The organism is Streptomyces sp. DSM 106670 (genome assembly GCF_055792845.1).
On record NZ_CM147704.1, the window covers coordinates 4,186,186 to 4,204,375 of the forward strand.

Annotated in this window: 14 protein-coding genes and 2 tRNA genes; 10 read left to right on the forward strand and 6 right to left on the reverse strand. The window is 71.1% G+C overall.

The window, feature by feature from the left end; all coding sequences use genetic code 11:
- The 5 genes from ACSMXR_RS18535 (at position 1) to ACSMXR_RS18555 (ending at position 5,173) form a co-directional block, all read left to right on the forward strand.
- Complete coding sequence (locus tag ACSMXR_RS18535; RefSeq protein ID WP_473169443.1) at positions 1 to 1,047, forward strand: acyl-CoA dehydrogenase family protein; 1,047 nt, start codon at positions 1 to 3, stop codon at positions 1,045 to 1,047.
- Complete coding sequence (locus ACSMXR_RS18540; RefSeq protein WP_473169444.1) at positions 1,044 to 1,481, forward strand: MaoC family dehydratase; 438 nt, start codon at positions 1,044 to 1,046, stop codon at positions 1,479 to 1,481. Before ACSMXR_RS18535 ends, ACSMXR_RS18540 begins: the two co-directional genes overlap by 4 nt.
- Positions 1,478 to 2,644 carry a lipid-transfer protein gene (locus ACSMXR_RS18545; protein ID WP_473169445.1) on the forward strand — a complete coding sequence of 389 codons (1,167 nt, stop codon included), beginning with the start codon at positions 1,478 to 1,480 and terminating at the stop codon, positions 2,642 to 2,644. Before ACSMXR_RS18540 ends, ACSMXR_RS18545 begins: the two co-directional genes overlap by 4 nt.
- 169 nt (positions 2,645 to 2,813) lie before the next feature.
- The gene (locus tag ACSMXR_RS18550) at positions 2,814 to 3,377 is read left to right on the forward strand and encodes a SigE family RNA polymerase sigma factor (protein WP_030077401.1); all 564 of its coding nucleotides are present in this window, start codon (positions 2,814 to 2,816) and stop codon (positions 3,375 to 3,377) included.
- Between the two features lie 143 nt (positions 3,378 to 3,520).
- The gene (locus tag ACSMXR_RS18555; protein WP_381846934.1) at positions 3,521 to 5,173 is read left to right on the forward strand and encodes a long-chain fatty acid--CoA ligase; all 1,653 of its coding nucleotides are present in this window, start codon (positions 3,521 to 3,523) and stop codon (positions 5,171 to 5,173) included.
- Positions 5,174 to 5,253: 80 nt separating this feature from the next.
- Here the strand turns inward: ACSMXR_RS18555 and ACSMXR_RS18560 are convergent, their stop codons facing one another.
- Both ACSMXR_RS18560 and ACSMXR_RS18565 read right to left on the reverse strand, forming a co-directional pair.
- Positions 5,254 to 9,447 (reverse strand): hybrid sensor histidine kinase/response regulator, encoded by a 4,194-nt coding sequence (locus tag ACSMXR_RS18560; protein ID WP_473169446.1) that lies wholly within the window; start codon positions 9,445 to 9,447, stop codon positions 5,254 to 5,256.
- A gap of 293 nt (positions 9,448 to 9,740) precedes the next feature.
- Complete coding sequence (locus ACSMXR_RS18565; RefSeq protein ID WP_137229557.1) at positions 9,741 to 10,325, reverse strand: SSI family serine proteinase inhibitor; 585 nt, start codon at positions 10,323 to 10,325, stop codon at positions 9,741 to 9,743.
- Between the two features lie 328 nt (positions 10,326 to 10,653).
- Here ACSMXR_RS18565 and ACSMXR_RS18570 point away from each other — a divergent pair.
- Positions 10,654 to 10,744, forward strand: a tRNA-Ser gene (locus tag ACSMXR_RS18570).
- Positions 10,745 to 10,971: 227 nt separating this feature from the next.
- A tRNA-Arg gene (locus ACSMXR_RS18575) sits at positions 10,972 to 11,044 on the forward strand.
- 172 nt (positions 11,045 to 11,216) lie between these two features.
- Here the strand turns inward: ACSMXR_RS18575 and ACSMXR_RS18580 are convergent.
- Positions 11,217 to 11,750 carry an NUDIX hydrolase gene (locus tag ACSMXR_RS18580; RefSeq protein WP_381791649.1) on the reverse strand — a complete coding sequence of 178 codons (534 nt, stop codon included), beginning with the start codon at positions 11,748 to 11,750 and terminating at the stop codon, positions 11,217 to 11,219.
- A gap of 784 nt (positions 11,751 to 12,534) precedes the next feature.
- On the opposite strand from ACSMXR_RS18580, the gene ACSMXR_RS18585 reads away from it, so the two are divergent.
- Positions 12,535 to 13,461 carry a hypothetical protein gene (locus ACSMXR_RS18585; RefSeq protein ID WP_473169447.1) on the forward strand — a complete coding sequence of 309 codons (927 nt, stop codon included), beginning with the start codon at positions 12,535 to 12,537 and terminating at the stop codon, positions 13,459 to 13,461.
- Positions 13,462 to 13,829: 368 nt separating this feature from the next.
- Here the strand turns inward: ACSMXR_RS18585 and ACSMXR_RS18590 are convergent, their stop codons facing one another.
- Entirely contained in the window at positions 13,830 to 14,402 is a 573-nt protein-coding gene (locus ACSMXR_RS18590; RefSeq protein ID WP_381791643.1) for an ArsR/SmtB family transcription factor, read from the reverse strand.
- A gap of 196 nt (positions 14,403 to 14,598) precedes the next feature.
- Between ACSMXR_RS18590 and ACSMXR_RS18595 the strand changes: the two genes are divergently transcribed.
- Together ACSMXR_RS18595 and ACSMXR_RS18600 are read left to right on the forward strand one after the other, a co-directional pair.
- On the forward strand, positions 14,599 to 15,213 hold the full coding sequence (locus tag ACSMXR_RS18595) for a hypothetical protein (protein ID WP_473169448.1): 615 nt from the start codon (positions 14,599 to 14,601) through the stop codon (positions 15,211 to 15,213).
- Positions 15,214 to 15,336: 123 nt separating this feature from the next.
- The gene (locus ACSMXR_RS18600) at positions 15,337 to 15,924 is read left to right on the forward strand and encodes a hypothetical protein (RefSeq protein WP_473169449.1); all 588 of its coding nucleotides are present in this window, start codon (positions 15,337 to 15,339) and stop codon (positions 15,922 to 15,924) included.
- Here the strand turns inward: ACSMXR_RS18600 and ACSMXR_RS18605 are convergent.
- Both ACSMXR_RS18605 and sigJ read right to left on the reverse strand, forming a co-directional pair.
- A complete protein-coding gene (locus ACSMXR_RS18605; RefSeq protein WP_381792218.1) occupies positions 15,893 to 17,119 on the reverse strand; it encodes an NAD(P)/FAD-dependent oxidoreductase in 1,227 nt (408 codons plus the stop codon). The genes ACSMXR_RS18600 and ACSMXR_RS18605 overlap by 32 nt on opposite strands.
- A gap of 93 nt (positions 17,120 to 17,212) precedes the next feature.
- Entirely contained in the window at positions 17,213 to 18,166 is a 954-nt protein-coding gene (sigJ, locus tag ACSMXR_RS18610) for an RNA polymerase sigma factor SigJ (protein WP_364886091.1), read from the reverse strand.
- Positions 18,167 to 18,190 lie beyond the last annotated feature (24 nt).

Below are 18,190 nucleotides of genomic sequence, written 5' to 3' on the forward strand. Positions count from 1 at the left end.
ATGGACTTCACCCCGAGCGAGGAGCAGTCGGCGGCGCGGGGGCTGGCCGCGCGGATCTTCGGCGATCTGTCCACGCACGAGCGGCTGACGGCGGCCGGTTCGGGCACGGACGCGGAGCTGTGGAAGGAGCTGTGTGCGGCGGGGCTGCCCGGCGCGGTCGAGGAGATCGGGCTGCTCGGCCTCGTGCTGCTCCTGGAGGAGCAGGGCCGGACCACCGCCCAGGTCCCGTTCGCGGCCACCTGTGTGTACGGGCTGCTCGCGGTCGCCGAGCACGGTACGGACGGGCAGCGCGAGCGCCTGCTGCCCGGACTGCGCGACGGTACGGAGGTGGCGGCGGGCGCTTTCCCGGCGCGGGGCGGCGTACACCTCGCGGACGGTGCGCTGTACGGGGTGGTGCCCTGGGCGCCCTGGCTGCGCGACGCCACCCAGGTGCTGGTGGCGGACGCGGAGCGCGGTCTGTGGATCGTCCGGACCGGCGAGCCGGGCGTCACCGTGGTGCCGGTGGAGACGACCGCACCCTGGTCCGCGGGGCGGCTGGTTCTCGACGGCGTACGCGGGGAGAGGCTGGGGAACGGGCAGCCGGGGGCGTACACGGCGGTCCTCGCCACTGCCCGTACCGCCTTCGCGGGTCTTCAGGCCGGGGTGTGCGCCGGCTCGCTCGCGCGCGCGGTCCAGCACACCGTCACCCGCGAGCAGTTCGGGCGTCCGCTCTCCACCAACCAGGGCGTCCTGCTCCGCGCCGCCGACGCCCATATGGACACCGAGGCGATCCGGGTCACCGCGTACGAGGCGGCCTGGCGGCACGACGCACACGAGGCGTACGAAGTACAGGCGCTGACCGCCGCCTGGTGGGGATCGGAGGCGGGCAAGCGGGTCGTCCACGCGGGCCAGCATCTGCACGGCGGCACCGGCGCCGACCTCGACCACCCGGTCCACCGGCACTTCCTGTGGGGCCGCCAGCTCGACGCGTATCTCGGCTGCGGCAGCGAAGTCCTGGAGGAGCTGGGCCTGTTGCTGGCGGCCGGACCCCGGGAGGAGGCGTCGTGACGCACGCGCACACCTACCGCGTCGGCGACGAGCTGCCGCCCCTGGAGATCCCGGTGACCCGGACCCTGATCGTCGCCGGGGCCATCGCCTCGCGCGACTACCAGGACGTGCACCACGACGCGGAACTGGCCCGGGAGAAGGGCTCCCCCGACATCTTCATGAACATCCTCACCACCAACGGGCTCGTCGGCCGTTACCTCACCGACCACTTCGGCCCCACCGCCGTCCTCCGCAAGGTCGCGATCCGGCTCGGCGCTCCCAACTACCCGGGCGATGTGCTGCGGTTGACCGGACGGATCACCGTCGTAACCGACGCGGGAGCCGGAGAGGCCGCCGAGGCGACCGTCCAGGTCATCGGCGACAACGGCATCGGCCGCCACGTCACCGGAACGGTCGCCGTGGCCCTCCCACGGAAAGGCGGAGGCGGAACATGAGTATCCGCAGGGCCGACACGCTCGGCGGAAAGGCGGCGATCGTCGGCATCGGGGCCACCGAGTTCTCCAAGGACTCCGGCCGCAGCGAACTCAAGCTGGCCGTCGAGGCCGTCCGCGCCGCGCTCGACGACGCGGGCCTCACGTCCGCCGACGTCGACGGGCTGGTCACCTTCACCATGGACACCAGCCCGGAGATCACCGTCGCCCAGGCGGCCGGCATCGGCGAGCTGTCGTTCTTCTCCCGGATCCACTACGGCGGCGGCGCGGCCTGCGCCACCGTGCAGCAGGCCGCCCTCGCGGTGGCGAGCGGTATCGCGGACGTCGTCGTCTGCTACCGCGCCTTCAACGAACGCTCCGGCCGCCGCTTCGGCTCCGGCGTCCAGCGGCGCGAGCCGACCGCCGAGGGCACGGCGCTCGGCTGGAACCTGCCGTACGGGCTGCTCACCCCGGCCTCCTGGGTGGCGATGGCGGCCCAGCGCTATCTGCACGCGTACGGCCTCGGCCCGGAGGTCTTCGGGCACGTGGCGGTGGTCGACCGGCGGCACGCGGCGCGGAACCCGGCGGCGTACTTCCACGGGAAACCGATCACGCTCGCCGACCACGCCGCCTCCCGCTGGATCGTGGAGCCGCTGCGGCTGCTGGACTGCTGCCAGGAGACGGACGGCGGTCAGGCCCTCGTCGTCACCAGCGTGGAGCGCGCCCGCGACCTGCCCCGGCCGCCCGCCGTGGTCGTCGCGGCGGCCCAGGGCGCGGGCCGGTCGCAGGAGCAGATGACGAGCTTCTACCGGGACGGGCTGACGGGCCTGCCGGAGACCGCCGTGGTCGCCCGGCAGCTCTGGCGCAGCTCCGGACTGACCCCGGCCGACATCGATGTGGGCATCCTCTACGACCATTTCACCCCGTTCGTCCTGATGCAGCTGGAGGAGTTCGGTTTCTGCGGGCCGGGGGAGGCGGGCGACTTCGTCGCGGCGGACGCCCTGCCCCTGAACACCCATGGGGGTCAATTGGGGGAGGCGTACCTCCATGGGATGAACGGCATCGCGGAGGCCGTCCGGCAGATCCGGGGGACCTCGGTGAACCAGGTGGCGGGGGCGGTGAGGTCGCTGGTCACGGCCGGTACGGGCGTACCGACCTCGGGCCTGGTCCTCGGCGCGGACGGCTGAACGGCGGCCTCCGGCCCCGGGGGCTCCCGGGGCCGGACCCTGACGGCCCGGCCGAGGCCCGTCCACCTTCAGGAGGTGCAGGGTGTACGCCCCCTACAACCTGAGGCGGACGGCGCTTCGGGACCTGGGGGCGATCCCCTCGGCGGCGCCCGCTCCTAGCGTTGAGTACATGACCACGCCAGTCTGCACAGGCGCCTCCAGGGCGGCCTCTGCCACCGCCGCCGGCCACCCCCACACGCCCTACGCGTCGTTCTCCTCGTACGTCCGGGCCCGGGGACCGGTCCTGCTGCGTACCGCGCGCTCGCTCACCGCGAACCCGTGCGACGCGGAGGACCTGCTGCAGACCGCGCTCGCCAAGACGTACGTCGCGTGGGAGCGGATCGAGGACCACCGGGCGCTGGACGGCTATGTGCGCCGGGCCCTGCTGAACACCCGCACCTCGCAGTGGCGCAAGCGCAAGGTCGACGAGTTCGCCTGCGAGGAGCTGCCCGAGCGGGAGGCCTTCCCGGCGCCGGACCCGGCCGAGCAGCAGTCGCTGCACGACGCGATGTGGCGCGCGGTGCTCAAGCTCCCGGACCGCCAGCGCGCGATGGTCGTCCTGCGGTACTACGAGGACCTGAGCGAGGCCCAGACGGCCGAGGTGCTCGGCGTGTCGATCGGTACGGTCAAGAGCGCCGTCTCCCGCGCCCTCGGCAAACTCCGCGAGGACCCGGAGCTGACCCCGGTCCGCTGATCGGGGTCGCCGGGCACACTCCGCCACACTCCGCCACACGGCCCCCGGTCAGGAATTTTCTCCCGCGAGTAGTGACATACCGCGTGGTATGTGCGCAGAATCAGCGGAACCTTACTGCCGCGTAGCGCCCCCGGGAGGACGCCGTGCTGAGCACCATGCAGGACGTACCGCTGACTGTCACCCGCATCCTGCACCACGGGATGACGATCCATGGGAAGTCGCAGGTCACGACCTGGACCGGCGAACCCGAGCCGCACCGCATCACCTTCGCCGAGATCGGGGCGCGCGCCACTCGGCTGGCCAACGCGCTGCGCGACGAGCTGGGCGTCGACGGCGACCAGCGGGTCGCGACGCTCATGTGGAACAACTCCGCCCACGTCGAGGCCTACCTCGCCATCCCCTCCATGGGGGCCGTGCTCCACACCCTCAACCTCCGGCTGCCGCCCGAGCAGCTCGCCTGGATCGTCAACCACGCGGACGACAAGGTGGTGATCGTCAACGGTTCGCTGCTGCCGCTCCTCGTACCGCTGCTGCCCCACCTGCCGAGCATCGAGCACGTCGTCGTGTCCGGGCCGGGGGACCGCTCCGGGCTGGCCGGCGTCGCGCCGCGCGTGCACGACTACGAGGAACTGATCGCGGACCGGCCCACCACCTTCGACTGGCCGGAGCTGGACGAACGCCAGGCCGCGGCCATGTGCTACACCTCCGGCACCACCGGCGACCCCAAGGGCGTCGTCTACTCGCACCGCTCGATCTATCTGCACTCGATGCAGGTCAACATGACCGAGTCGATGGGACTGACCGACAAGGACACCACCCTCGTCGTCGTGCCCCAGTTCCATGTGAATGCCTGGGGCCTGCCGCACGCCACGTTCATGAGCGGCGTGAACATGCTGATGCCGGACCGCTTCCTGCAGCCCGCCCCGCTCGCCGAGATGATCGAGCGCGAGCGCCCGACGCACGCGGCCGCGGTCCCCACCATCTGGCAGGGCCTGCTCGCCGAGGTCACCGCCAACCCGCGCGACCTCACCTCCATGGCCAACGTGACCATCGGCGGCGCGGCCTGTCCGCCCTCGCTGATGGAGGCGTACGACAAGCTCGGCGTCCGGCTCTGTCACGCCTGGGGCATGACGGAGACCTCACCGCTGGGCACCATGGCCCACCCGCCCGCCGGACTGAGCGCCGAGGAGCAGTGGCCCTACCGGGTCACCCAGGGCCGCTTCCCCGCCGGCGTCGAGGCGCGGCTGGTCGGCCCCGCCGGCGAGCACCTTCCGTGGGACGGCGAGTCGGCCGGTGAGCTGGAGGTCCGGGGCCCCTGGATCGCCGCCGCCTACTACGGCGGGGCCGATGGCGAGCATCTGCGCCCCGAGGACAAGTTCAGCGAGGACGGCTGGCTGAAGACCGGCGACGTCGGCGTGATCAGCACCGACGGCTTCCTGACCCTCACGGACCGGGCCAAGGACGTCATCAAGTCGGGCGGCGAGTGGATCTCCAGCGTGGAGCTGGAGAACGCGCTGATGGCCCACCCGGACGTCGCGGAGGCGGCCGTCGTCGCCGTACCGGACGAGAAGTGGGGCGAGCGTCCGCTCGCGACCGTCGTCCTCAAGGAGGGCGCCGACGGTGTCGACTACGAGGCGCTGAAGGCGTTCCTCGCCGAGTCGGGCATCGCCAAGTGGCAGCTGCCGGAGCGCTGGTCGGTGATCGCCGCCGTGCCGAAGACGAGCGTCGGCAAGTTCGACAAGAAGGTGATCCGGAAGCAGTACGCGGAGGGCGAGCTGGACGTCACCCAGCTCTGAGATCCGGTCCGCTGGTTTCACGTGAAACAGGGCGGGGGCGGTACGGGAATCCCGTACCGCCCCCGCCCTGTCGGGCGTGGCTAGTTGGTGCCGATCTTCGCCAGCAGGTCGACGATCCGCGACTGGACCTCGTCGCTGGTCGACCGTTCCGCCAGGAAGAGAACGGTTTCGCCCGATCCGAGCCGCGGCAGCTCCGCATGGTCCATCCCGGCCGAGGTGTAGACGACCAGCGGGGTGCGGTTCAGCTGCCCGTTGGCCCGCAGCCAGTCGATGATCCCGGCGCGCCGACGGCGTACCTGCATCAGGTCCATCACCACGAGGTTCGGCCGCATCCGGCCCGCCAGATCGACGGCCTCGCTGTCCGTCGCGGCGCGTGCGACCTGCATGCCGCGCCGCTCCAGGGTCTGCGTCAGCGCCACCGCGATCTCCTCGTGCTCCTCGATCAGGAGCACCCGCGAGGGATGCTGTTCGCTGTCGCGCGGGGCCAGCGCCTTGAGCAGGACGGCCGGGTCGGCTCCGTACGCCGCTTCCCGGGTCGCCTGCCCGAGACCAGCGGTGACCAGCACCGGAACCTCGGCCGCGACGGCCGCCTGGCGCAGCGACTGCAACGCGGTACGGGTGATGGGCCCGGTCAGCGGGTCGACGAAGAGCGCGGCGGGGAACGCGGCGATCTGGGCGTCGACCTCCTCGCGGGAGTTCACGATCACCGGGCGGTAGCCCCGGTCGCTGAGCGCTTGCTGGGTCGGTACGTCGGGGGCGGGCCAGACCAGCAGTCGGCGCGGGTTGTCCAGCGGCTCGGGCGGCAGTTCGTCGTCGACCGGGTGCGGATGCGGCCGGTTGGCGACCTCGACCGCGCCGCCGGGCCCGTCCAGCGGCTCGGGCCCCTCGGCGCCCTCGTCGGGCGCCCCTATGGCGTACGCGCGCCCCTCCGCGACGGGCGGCGCGAGCAGCTGCCCCTCGCCGTAGGCAGCGCCGGGCCCGCCCTGCGCCGGGGCCTGGCCCTGGCTCTGGCCCTGGGCCTGCCTCGGGTCCTGGCTCTGGGTCTGTTGTTGCTGCTGCGGGCCGGGAGCGGGTGCGGGCGCGGGGCTCGTCGGTTGGGCCGGGCCCGGGCGGTCCTGCTGGGGCGCGACCTGCTGGCCGCCGGCGGTCCGCGCCGGGGCGCGGTCGCCCTCCGGCGGGGCGGCGAGCTTACGACGCCGTCCTGCGCCGCCGAGACTCTGGTGCGGCTGGTTCTGCTGGTGCGCGAGGTGCTGGGCGAACGGCACGCCCTGGCCCAGCGTCCGCACGCTGAAGGCCCTGCCCTGCGTGGAGTCGGGGTTGCCGCCGTCCGCCATCGGCTCCTCGGCGGGCAACGGCTGCCGCCGCGCGTCGGGGGCGTCGGCGGGGTGCGGCACCGGATCGGCGACGGCCGCGACGCCGGTGGTGTGGGCGGTGTCTCCGGTGCCGGTGTGCTCGGTGTCGGGGTGTGCGGTGCCGGGGTGCCCGGCGTCGGTGTGCCCGGTGTCGGTGTGCGTGGGGTTGCCCCAGGAGGCGTTCTCCGGCGCGGGGCCCGGAGCCTGCGGGAAGCCGCCGTTGCCGTACGGGTCGGGCGCGTGCGGTGCTTCGGGCGCGGCCGGGAAGCCCTGCCCGGAGGTTCCGTCGGCCTGCGTGCCGGTGTGCACCGGGGCGACGGGGTGCGCCTGCGGAGGCGTGTGACCGGCCTCCGGTGCGGTACGCGCGTGGTGCCCGCTCGCCTCGTCACCGGGGCCCACGGGGGCGTCGGGAGTGAGCGGCGCCCGGTCGGCGTCGGCCGGAGGCAGGGCGAAGGCGGTCCGCGGACCGGCGTCGGCGGCGGTGCGCTCCTGGGCGGCGGCCAGCGCACGCCGGGCCCGCCGCCCACCGGGCTGCTGACTGCCGGACTGCGGGGCCGACTCCGGCCCCGGGTGGCCGCCGTTGCCGGAGGCGAGGGCGGGAAGGGCGAGGTTCTCACCGTCGCGCCGGGCCCGCCGTCCGGTGGGCGGAACGGGCTGCTGCGGGTCCACCGGGACGCCCTGGGGCGGCACGGTCGGCCCGAGCTGCGGACGACCGCCGCCCTGGGCGTTCTCGGCCGCGGTGACGACCGACCCCTCCGAAGGCGCGGCGGACGGCGCGGCAGAAGGCGCGGAAGTCAGGGCCAGCGCCTGCCGCTGCGGTTGCCGGGGCTGCTCCTGTACGGCGGCGGCGGTCCCGGCGTCCACCGGAACCGCGCCCTGGACCGGGGCAGGGGCCGCCTCGGCCGGGCTGGGACGGCCGCGCCGCCGCCCGGAACCCTCGCCCTGCTGGGCGGGGATCAGTTCGGGGGCCTGCTGCTCCTCGGGCGCGGCCGGTCCACGGCGCGCCCGCCGCCGCCCGGTCGGCTCGGCGGCCGGGCGGTCCTCGGAGGCGGCAGCGGGGACAGCGGCCGGGGCGGCGGGCTCGCCGCCGCCCGTACCCTCCGGCGTACCACCGGGGCTGTCCAGGAACGCGTCGGTGGAGGACCTGCGGGCCCGGCGCCGGCCGCCGCTGGTGACGCCCGGCGCGCCGAGGCCCCCGGGTGTGGCGGACGCGGCGGGTGCGGGCTCCGGCAGCGGGGCGTTGCCGTCGGTCTCCGGGGGCGCGATCGTGCCGGCGGCGGCGCCGATGGGCAGGTCGAGGACGTACGCGCTGCCGCTCATGCCCGGCATCTCGTGCGTCTGGAGAACTCCGCCGTGCGCCCGGACGATGCCGCGCACGATCGGCTCGTGCACCGGGTCGCCCCCGGCGAACGGCCCGCGCACCTCGATCCGTACGACGTCACCGCGCTGGGCGGCGGCCACGACCACGGTGGAGTCGACATAGCCGCCGCCGGGCACGGCCCGGGTCTTGCCGGTCGAGTCGACACCGCAGACGTCCGCGACGAGGTGGGCGATGGCGGTGGCCAGCTGACGCGCGTCGACCTCGGCCTCGATCGGCGGGGCGTGCACGGCGAACTGGGCGCGACCGGGTCCGATCAGCTCGACCGCCCCGTCGATCCCGCCGGTCACGATCCCCTCGATCATGGCGGGGGCCTTGTGCAGCCCCTCCACGCCGGTGTCGAGGCGCTGGTAGCCCAGGACGTTGTCGACGAGGGTGGTCATCCGGGCGTACCCGGCGGCGAGGTGGTGCAGGATCTGGTTGGCCTCCGGCCACAGCTGGCCGGCCGGGTCGGCGGCGAGGGTGGACAGCTCGCCGCGCAGCTCCTCCAGCGGCCCGCGCAGCGAACCGCCGAGGACAGCGGTGAGCTGGGAGTGCTGGGCGCCCAGGGAGGCGAGCAGCTCGGCCTGGCCCTCGATCTCGGCGGCGTACCGCTCGGTCCGGTCGGCGATCTCGGCGGCGTGGGCCTCCTTGAGGGCCTCCAGCTCGGCCGCGTGCGCCTCCTTGAGCGCGGTGACCTCGGCGGAGTGGCTCGTGGTCAGCTCGGCGACGACGTTCTTGTGCTGCGCCGACAGCTCCTCGTACGGGCGGCGGTCGGTGAACGTCATCACCGCGCCGACGAGCTGGTCCCCGTCCCGTACCGGCGCGGTCGTGAGATCCACCGGGACCTGCGCGCCGCTCTTGGACCACAGCACCTGCCCGCGCACCCGGTGCTTGCGCCCCGACCTGAGGGTGTCGGCGAGCGGGGAGTCCTCGTACGGGAACGGCTCGCCCTCCGCCCGCGAGTGCAGGATCAGCGGGTGCAGCTCCTGGCCGCCGAGGTCGCTGGCCCGGAAGCCGAGGATCTGCGCGGCGGCGGGGTTGACGAGGACGACGCGCCCGTCGGTGTCCGTGCCGACGACGCCCTCGGAGGCGGCCCGCAGGATCATCTCGGTCTGGCGCTGCGAACGGGCCAGCTCCGCCTCGGTGTCGACGGTGCCGGAGAGATCCCGTACGACGATCATGAGGAGCTCGTCGCCGGTGTAGCTGGAGTGGATGTCGTTGTACGCGGCCTGCCCGCTGTCGAGGCTCGCGCTGGTGACCTCGACGGGGTACTCGTTGCCGTCGGTGCGCCGCGCGGTCATCCGCGTCGGCTTGGTCCTGCCCTGTTCGTCCGCAGCCTCGGGCCGGCGCATCGAACCCGGGATCAGCTTGGAGTCGAACTCCGGCAGCAGATCGAGCAGTCCGCGACCGACGAGCGCGGTGCCCGGGGTCTCGAACATTTCGAGGGCGATGGCGTTGGCGTTCACGACCGTGCCGTTGCAATTGACGAGCAGGAGCCCGTCAGGAAGGGCATCGAGTATGGCTGCGAGGCGAGCAGTGCCTCGGGATGGCCTGCTGCTCACGACGACGCTTCCTCCCTGATTACCGCACCTTGCCGACAGCGGGCCCCATCTTGCCCCTCGGGCCGCAGACTGTCACTGGAGGAGTCTAAGGGCAGGGGAGGCTCCGGGGGCGGCGGATGAGGGGGAGCTCTCACCAAGGTTCTGTGCGTGCGGTGTACGCCGCGAGCCCGTGACGTGAGCGTCCGCGCACCCTGTGACGTGCGCGGACGCGCGGCGCGACGCTCCGACCCGGCCACCGGAAAAGCCCCGTGGCCGTTCGCCGGAGCGAACGCCTTTACGTCCTGACCGACGGACTATCGAACATCCGGGAGCACCGGCACGAGGCTGTTCCAGCGGGCGATCTCGCAGCCGTCGCGGCGGCTGGCGGTGGTGTCCACGGCCCGGCCCTCCCAGGTGCCGACGATGCGCGCGGTGGCGTCGCCGCCGTGGATCATCGTGCACATCGTGCCCTCGGGGGTCTCCCGGAACAGCTCCTGCCGCCCGGCCCGGGTGGCGCCGGCCTCCGCCAGCCGGTCACAGGCGGCCTGCCCCCGCGGGTGGCTGCCCCCGGTGGGCCCGCACTCCAGCTCGAAGGTGCCGTCGGCCCCGGCGACCCCGGTGTTCTCGACGCTCACGGTGAGCCGCGTACGTACGTCACCGCCCCCGGTCCCCTCCCCGCCCTCCTCGCCGTTCCCGCCGTCCAGGAACCCGGGCAGCGGGAGGGGCATGGGCAGCGGCCCGAGGGCGGGCCGGGCGGCGGCGAACGGCCCGGTGGTGGGCACGGCGGAGGGCACCGGACCGGAGGACGCGGGCCCGGAGGCGGTGGCGACGGACACCGGCACGGCGGTGGCGAGCGCGGCGAGCGAGACGACGGCGGTGAGGGCGAGACGGCGCAGCATGCGGAAGCTCCAGGATCTCTGCAGCACGGTCGGCCACGGGCGGCGGTCACGGACGATCACGGACCCGCCCCGGCACCACGGCTGACGGACGACTGACGGGCAACGACGACTGACGACCGGCGACGAGGACTGACGGAGCCGCCGCCGGACGGAGACCCGGGGCCCCCACCCCTCTCTAACGCGCACCACGCCCGGACGTTGCGCCACCACGCCGAACTGCTTTGCCCTGGCCCCCGAGGGCCTAGTAACGTTGGCGGCGATTGGTGACACGACGCTCGACTGTGTCATCATCTGCACGCACCACTCGCGTCCGCGCGAGGTGTGTGGAGGAGGCGTCGCCTAGTCCGGTCTATGGCGCCGCACTGCTAATGCGGTTTGGGTCTTAAAGCCCATCGAGGGTTCAAATCCCTCCGCCTCCGCTCCACCCCGAAGCCCCGTGCCCCTGGCACGGGGCTTCGGCCGTTCCGGGACACGCCCGGGCACGGAGGGCGCGCCGGGGCTGGTTCGGAGGCTCGCCCGAGACGGGCCGCAAGACACTGTTTCCGCAGCTCAGCAGCGGTGGGGCTAATGGATTTCGCGTCACGGCGCAGGTCATGTAATGTTGTTCTCGCAACGCCGACCGGGAAGAAAAAGCCCGGAACGCCAAGCACTCGTAGCTTAACGGATAGAGCATCTGACTACGGATCAGAAGGTTGCAGGTTCGAATCCTGCCGAGTGCACATCAGGCCAGAGGCCCCCAGGAGAAATCCTGGGGGCCTCTGGCGTTGCCCGTACAGCAGCGAAGTACAGCAACCGTGTCAGCCGGTGTCGGGTCTGAGAGGGCGCACGACCGCCGGCAACCCGCCACGGCGACGTTCGAGCCCCGGCTCCATGAAGTGCTGCCCCGCCAGGTCAGCGGATCGCCTCGTCCATGAGGACGTAGAGCAGCCCGACGAGGGAGCCGCTGCTGACGATCTCGCGCCGGTCGATCATGCCGCGCACGTCGGCCAGCGGGATCCACTCGATCCGGTCCGACTCGTTCTTCTCGGTCGGCGGGCCCTCGTACGTCGCCGCGTCGGCGCGGAAGATGTGGTGCTGGGAGTCGGTGATGCCGTTGGCCGGCTCGGCGTAGATCAGGGTCTTGACCGGGCCGGGCCGCCAGCCGGTCTCCTCCAGCACCTCACGGGCCGCCGCTTCCGCCGGGCTCTCGCCCTCCTCGACCAGCCCCATGGGCAGCTCCCACGCCCAGGCGTCCGTGATGAAGCGATGCCGCCACATCATCAGCACCTCACGCCGCTCGTTGACGACGGCGGCCACGGCCAGGTGCCGGAGCTTGACGACGTGGTGCTCCCAGCGGTTCCCGTCAGGCGTCTCGACGTCGGTGAGCCACAGGTTCACCCAGGTGTTCTCGTAGATCGGCCGTTCCCCGTGGATCTTCCACCGCATCGCCGAAGCCTCTCTCGATCGGCGTTCAGCATCGCAGAGTTGCGGAGACGGGCACCGGGATTCCGGGCGAGTTCGCGTCATGCTGACGCACACGGGTTATGTATATAACAAGACATTTGTCGGAGACTTGCGCTGCGTTGGCGTCCTTCGCTCGACCGGCGTGGTGCCGACTGGAGTTGGGAGATGTAGCACCATGCGTAGAGCGAGTCCTGCCGTGGGCTTTGAGGTGATCGAGTGAGCCTCTGAGCGTGGCGTCTGGCTCAACGCGTGAGCGTTGAGCCAGTTGTTACAGGTTTCTTTACCTCATTCAAGAGGATGCCTCCGGCGGGGCGCTCAGACTCCGGGATGGGAGGGGCGCCGTTCGCGAGTGTCGGCCGGAGCGGGGCGAGCGTCGTGGGGCTCCTATCCCGACCGCCTTAGACCCAGGCAGAGCCGAGCGGTCGCGGCCCAGGGCGTCAAGGTCGTTCGTACAGTGGCGTGCTCCACCTTGACGCCCTGAACCACGACCGCTCCACGGTGTGTGGGTCGAAGGCGGACGGGATGGGAGCCGGGGCGAGTGGTGGGTGAGAGTCATGCCCGATCGGAAACTTGCGGATAAAACGGGCACAGATCCAGGCGGATGATCTTGGGTGCTTCGTCCCTAGCTAGTGCGGTTCACGAGACTTCAGAAAATTCGTGTTTAAGCGAGGTGCGACGTGGAGATAACAGCGCAAACAGGGGATCTTGGGGCGAGTTGAGTCCCTCGTCCTCCCTGACGCGGCGCTCCATAGGGGGAAACGTGCGTGTGACAGAACACTTCAGCATCGGTGCTCCGGTTGATTTCGTTGATGTGCATGTGGACCGGGACAACAGGCTGTACGTAGACCCCTCGGCGATCCGTTTCTGGGCGAAGACTGGTGATGCTTGGGCAGGTGAGGCATATGCTTCGATCTGTGAATTCTTCGATAAATTCCTGGAGCGTATGCTGTCTTCTTCGGTGTCTAAGAATAGGAGTGCCAGAGAAATGCTCTGGCAGTTCCATGAGCCCTGGGAGACGCGGCTGGGTATGTCGGCCGTGGGTTTCAGTGGGTCCGGGGCAAGCGAAGAGCTCGGGGATACCATCTGGGATTCCCTGCAAAGTAACCCTCTGTGTACTTTGAGGGTTCCGATCCTAAAGCGACTTGAAGACATTCCACTGTTCGTTCCCAAAATTGCCGATGATCGCGTCTCCGATCTGACAACGCGACTAATTTTTCAAGATCTGGCTAAATTCACCAGAGCTCAAATGGAGCTGCATCCGTCTCTTAATTCTTTGGCAAGCGATTCAGAGTTTCAGGTGTGGGACGCAGAATCTGGATCTTGGTCCAAGGAGGCAATCAATCTTCCGCACGTGAAAATCGATGGAGATAGCGAAAGGCGTCCCCTTCTGCTCGTTCCGAAGATAGCCGTGCATCGCAATCTGCGCATGGGACCCCGTAAATACTGGGAGGTTGAGATCTTGGGGTCAATCCAAGGCGACTTGACCGCATACATTGGAGGGAAAGCGGTGGCCCCCTCTAAGAAAGATCTCAAGGGGCGTGACGAGTACCGGCACAAGAGGTCGCTTAACGTTAAGCGGACTCATGAAATCTGGACCCGCGATAATTTCAATCTGCTCGAAGCGTATCGCGAGAGGGTCGACTCGAAGTATGAGCCGCTCTCAGATGACGAGATCGAACAGAAGCTTGGGTAAAGCCAGGTCAGGGGCCCACCACAATGCTTGACCGCTGAGCCCCGCCCGGCCGGCTCGAGCGGGCTGTCCCCATCCCAACGGGCCGGTACTGAGGGAGCAGTAACCGACCGAAGCGGGCTGAGGGGAAGATTGCAGCGGATGTACAGCAGCGGCTTACCGCAACCACAGCAACTGCCCCCAGCCGCCATCGCCTCTCTGGGGTCGAGTAGATGCCGCTTTGGCCGTCACTGACCGATCCGGCTAGAGCTACGGATCAGAAGGTTGCAGGTTCGAATCCTGCCGAGTGCACATCAGGCGAGAGGCCTCCAGGAGAAATCCTGGGGGCCTCTCGCGTTGCCCGTGCCGCTCGGGTGCTGAGCGGCTGACGGTCAGTCGGCGGGGAGGCCGAACCAGCGGAGGAGTACCGGGCGTGCGTCGGCGGGGGCGTCCTCGGGGCCGCGGGCGTAGCGGGCGAGCAGGGTCAGGTAGTCGTCGTGGAACGCGTCCAGCTCGTCCTTCGTGAGGTGGGCGAGGCTGCGGGAGCCTCGCATCCAGCCTTCCGAGTCCGCTTGTCCGGCGGTGAACTGGCGGGCGAGCTCGACGTCCTCCTCCATCCTCATCCGGTCCAGCTCGGCCGACATGGCGCGCTCGGCCTCCGTCAGTTCACCCTGCGGCGGTCTGCGGATGTCGAGCCCGCGTACTCCGCGCCACCAGCGCTCCCGCCCGGTTGAGCGCTCGGGGATGTCCTCGATGAGGCCGCTGCGCTCCAGCATGCGCAGGTGGTAGCTGAGCGTCCCGGTGTTCTCGCCGAGGGCGGTGGCCAGCGTGGTCGAGGTGGCCGGGCCCGCTGTGCCGAGGTGGCGCAGGATGCGCAGGCGCAGGGGGTGCGAGAGGGCCTTCAGCACCTCGGGGCTCTCGACCGTGTGGCGCTCCACGGCTTCCGTTCTCCGCTCTTCCGTCATGGCGGCAGTCTAGCCAGGTGGCAGCGAATTCTCTGCAGATCTTCCTCTGCAGAGAAACCTCTGCAATACTGAGTGCATGACGCCGAATCGAGTGACCTTGAATCGCGCGGTCCGCCGCTTCGCATGTGCTGCTGCGGGGGCCCTGCTTGCCGGACTCGCCCTGGGCGCCGTGCCGGCGCATGGAGCCGAACGGGCGGTGGATCTGCCCGCGTTCGACTTCTCCGCCTGCCCGGCCGCCGATGAGCTGCCCGCGGGGGCGGACCCCGGGACCTGGCGCTGCGAGGTCATGCACGCCACGGGGCATCTGCGCATGGGTGCCGTCGACGAGCTGCTCACCGAGCCCATGAAGATCACCTTCGCGGAAGGCCGTGTGGACGGTGAGTTCCGCCAGGTCTTCGGGGAGATGACCGCCGCGCCGATCCGGGTGGGAGGCACCCCGCTGATCCTGACTCCGCAGTACGGCGGGTATTCGGACTTCCTGTCCGACGACACCCGGCGCGGCGAGTTCGACATCACGTTCGCCCTGGGCTCGGCGCACGGGCTGGTGGGCCGGCCGTTGGCGGGATGCTCGGTGGGCAGCGATGAGGACGCGGTCCACCTGGTGCTCAAGGACACCGTGCCCACCCGGGTGATATCCGGCGACCCGCTGGTCCTCGCCTTCGGTGCCCGGGACGCGGAGTTCTCCGCGCCGCGCACCAGTGGCTGTGGCCCCCTGGGGCGTGTGCTCGACCGAGCCCTGGGCCTGCCGTCCGCCGCGGGGGCGAACGCCTTCGACATGGATGTCACGGTGGCCATCCGGTCCTACGTTTAGAGCTGTTGGGGCATCGGCTCTCCTCGGCCGGAGACCCTGGGTGAGATGCCGCGTGACCTCTCGCGAATTCCCCGTGCGGGTGGTGAGCCGGTCGCCATGCGGCTCTCGTTAGGATCCGCGCTCATGGATAGCAAGGGTGGGGAAGCCTTCGTGTCCGACGTGGGCACGGACATCGGCACCGGCACGGGAGCGGACGCGGTGTTCGTCTACCGGCCGACCGTTGCGGACTTCGAAGAGGCGCTTCGTGCGCGCGCGTTGCGGACGGGGGCGGGGCGGGTGCAGGCGCTGACGGGGCCGGTGGTGTCTGTCGGTGCTCTCGCCGGGTTCGGTCTGGTCGTCGGTATGTCGGCGCCGGTGCTGGTCGTCGCCCTGGTGGTCCTCGCGGCCGTCGTCTCCTGGGGCACCCTGCGGTCTCTGCGCACCCAGGCCCGCCGGATGTTCAGCATCGTGGAGCCGTACGGGGAGTGCCGCATGGTGGCTGATGAGCGCGGCGCGGTCAGTACCGGCGAGCGGGTGTCCTTCACTGTCGAGTGGGCGGTGCACCGGGAGTATCTGGAGACCGCCCGTCTCTTCGTACTGCTCGGCGGTGAACGCTCGGCCGGTGTCGCGGTGCTGCCGAAGCGGGGCGCCCAGGGCCCTGAGGGCGTGGAGCGCCTCAGGGCGATCCTGGACCGGAACCTCAAGCCGCTTCGGCGGCAGCGGCTGCCGTAGTGCTCGCCAGGGCCGGCTCGCTCGTGGTCCTGCGGCGGCGGGCCGGCAGGCCCAGGGTCGGGTTCGCGACGCCCCAGGCCGCGCCCTTGCAGACCAGTTCCTTGTAGAAGGCGGCCAGGCGGCCGGTGAGGGCTGCGCTGACGGCTCGGTCGTCGGCGGTGACGTACTGGATCAGGCCCTCCTTGCGGCCGAGGGAGATGCACTGGTTGAAGTAGCGGGCCGAGATGGTCGGGAGCTTGCCGCCGGTGAGGCGGGCCGCGATGGCGTCGGCGGCCTGCCAGGCGGTGGGGACGCCCGAGGCGCACGACATGCGCAGCGGCTTGTCGCCGGGGCCCGCGACCAGGGCCGCGTCGCCGATGGCGTACACGTCCGGGTGGGAGGCCGAGCGCATGGTGGCGTCGACCACGATCTGGCCCGTGTCGCCGGTTTCCAGGGTCGTGGCCCGGGCGATGGGGTGGACCGAGAAGCCCGTCGTCCAGATGGTGACCGCGGCCGGGACGTCGCCCTCGGCGGTGGTGACGCGGTCGGCCTCCACGGCGGTGGCGGCGGTGTGTTCGTGCACGGTGATCTTCAGGCCGGTGAAGACCTTCCGCAGGTGCCGGGCGCCCTTGGGGGAGAGCCAGTCGCCCAGTGCGCCCCGGGCGATCAGGGCCACGTCGAGGTCCGGGCGGGTCTCGGCGATCTCCGTCGCGGCCTCCACGCCGGTGAGGCCGCCGCCGACGACGACCACGGGTTCGCCGGGGCCGAGGGCGGCCAGGCGCTCGCGCAGTCGCAGGGCTCCGGGCCGGCCGGCGATGTCATGGGCGTGCTCGGCTGCGCCCGGCACGGCGTGGGTGTTCCACGCGCTGCCGAGGGCGTACACGAGGGTGTCGTACTCCAGGTCCTCCGGCTCGCCCGCTCCGTCCGGGGCGGTGACGGACACCGTCCTGCGGTCGACGTCGACGCCCGTGACCTTGGCGAGGCGCAGTCGGACGCCCGTGCCGGCGAACATCTCGCGGTAGGGCCGGGGGCGGAGGTCCTGGCCCGCCGCCAGCTGGTGCATCCGGACGCGTTCGACGAAGTCCGGTTCGGCGTCGACGAGGGTGATGGAGACGTCCTCGCTGCGCAGCCGCCTGGCGAGGCGCCCGGCGGCAGTCGCTCCGGTGTATCCGGCTCCGATGACGATGACGCGGTGCTGCTGGATGTTCTGCCGCATGTTCTGCATGTCCCTGCACTCCTGTCTCGCGCGGTTTCGCCCCTTGAACCGGGCAGGCCGCCGATTGCTGACAGGTGGAGTGTGTGATGTGAGTCACATGTGCTGGTCGATGGTGAGGAGAGGGGTCCCGTGGTCCGTGGCCGCCCACTGCCGTGTCGCGCGTTCGAGCTTGTCGGGGTTGACCTGGCTGCGGAACGCGGCGATGCCGTCCGGGGTGAACTCCAGGCAGACCACCCCGATGACCCGGCCGTCGACGAGGACCACCAGGGCGGGCAGCCCGTTGGCGGACGAGACGTGGATCTCCGCGGTGCCGCCGAGGAGCCGGCGGGCGGCCTGGTTGGGGGTGAACAGGCTCCGCATGAACTTCGCGACGGCCACGGCCCCCTCGAACGCCTTCGCACGGGCCGGCACCTTCCCGCCGCCGTCGCCGATCGCGACGGCGTCCGCGGTGAGCAGCTGCACGAGAGGTTCGGTCCGGCCGCTGGTGGCGGCCGTGAGGAACTCCTCGACGATCCGCCGGGCGGCGGCCTCGTCGATCTCGGTACGGGTCCGGCCCTCGGCGATGTGCTTCTTGGCGCGGTGGAACAGCTGCTGGCTCGCGGACTCCGTGGTGTCGAGGATCTCGGCGATCTTCCCGTGCGGGTACGCGAACGCCTCCCGCAGCACGTACACCACCCGCTCGTTGGGCGACAGCCGCTCCATGAGGGCGAGGACGGCGTACGAGACCGATTCGCGCTGTTCGACGGTGTCGGCGGGGCCGAGCATCGGGTCCCCGGCGAGCAGCGGCTCGGGCAGCCACTGGCCGACATAGGTCTCGCGCCGGGCGCGCGCCGAGGTCAGCTGGTTGAGGCAGAGGTTGGTGAGGACCTTCGTCAGCCACGCCTCGGGCACCTGAATGCGGTCGATGTCGGCGGCCTGCCAGCGCAGGAAGGTGTCCTGTACGGCGTCCTCGGCATCGCTCGCGGAGCCGAGGAGACGGTAGGCGATGGCCTTCAGCCGGGGCATGGAAGCCTCGAACAGGTCCATCTGGTTCCCGGTCAGCGCCATGGTTCGCATCTTAGACAGACGTAC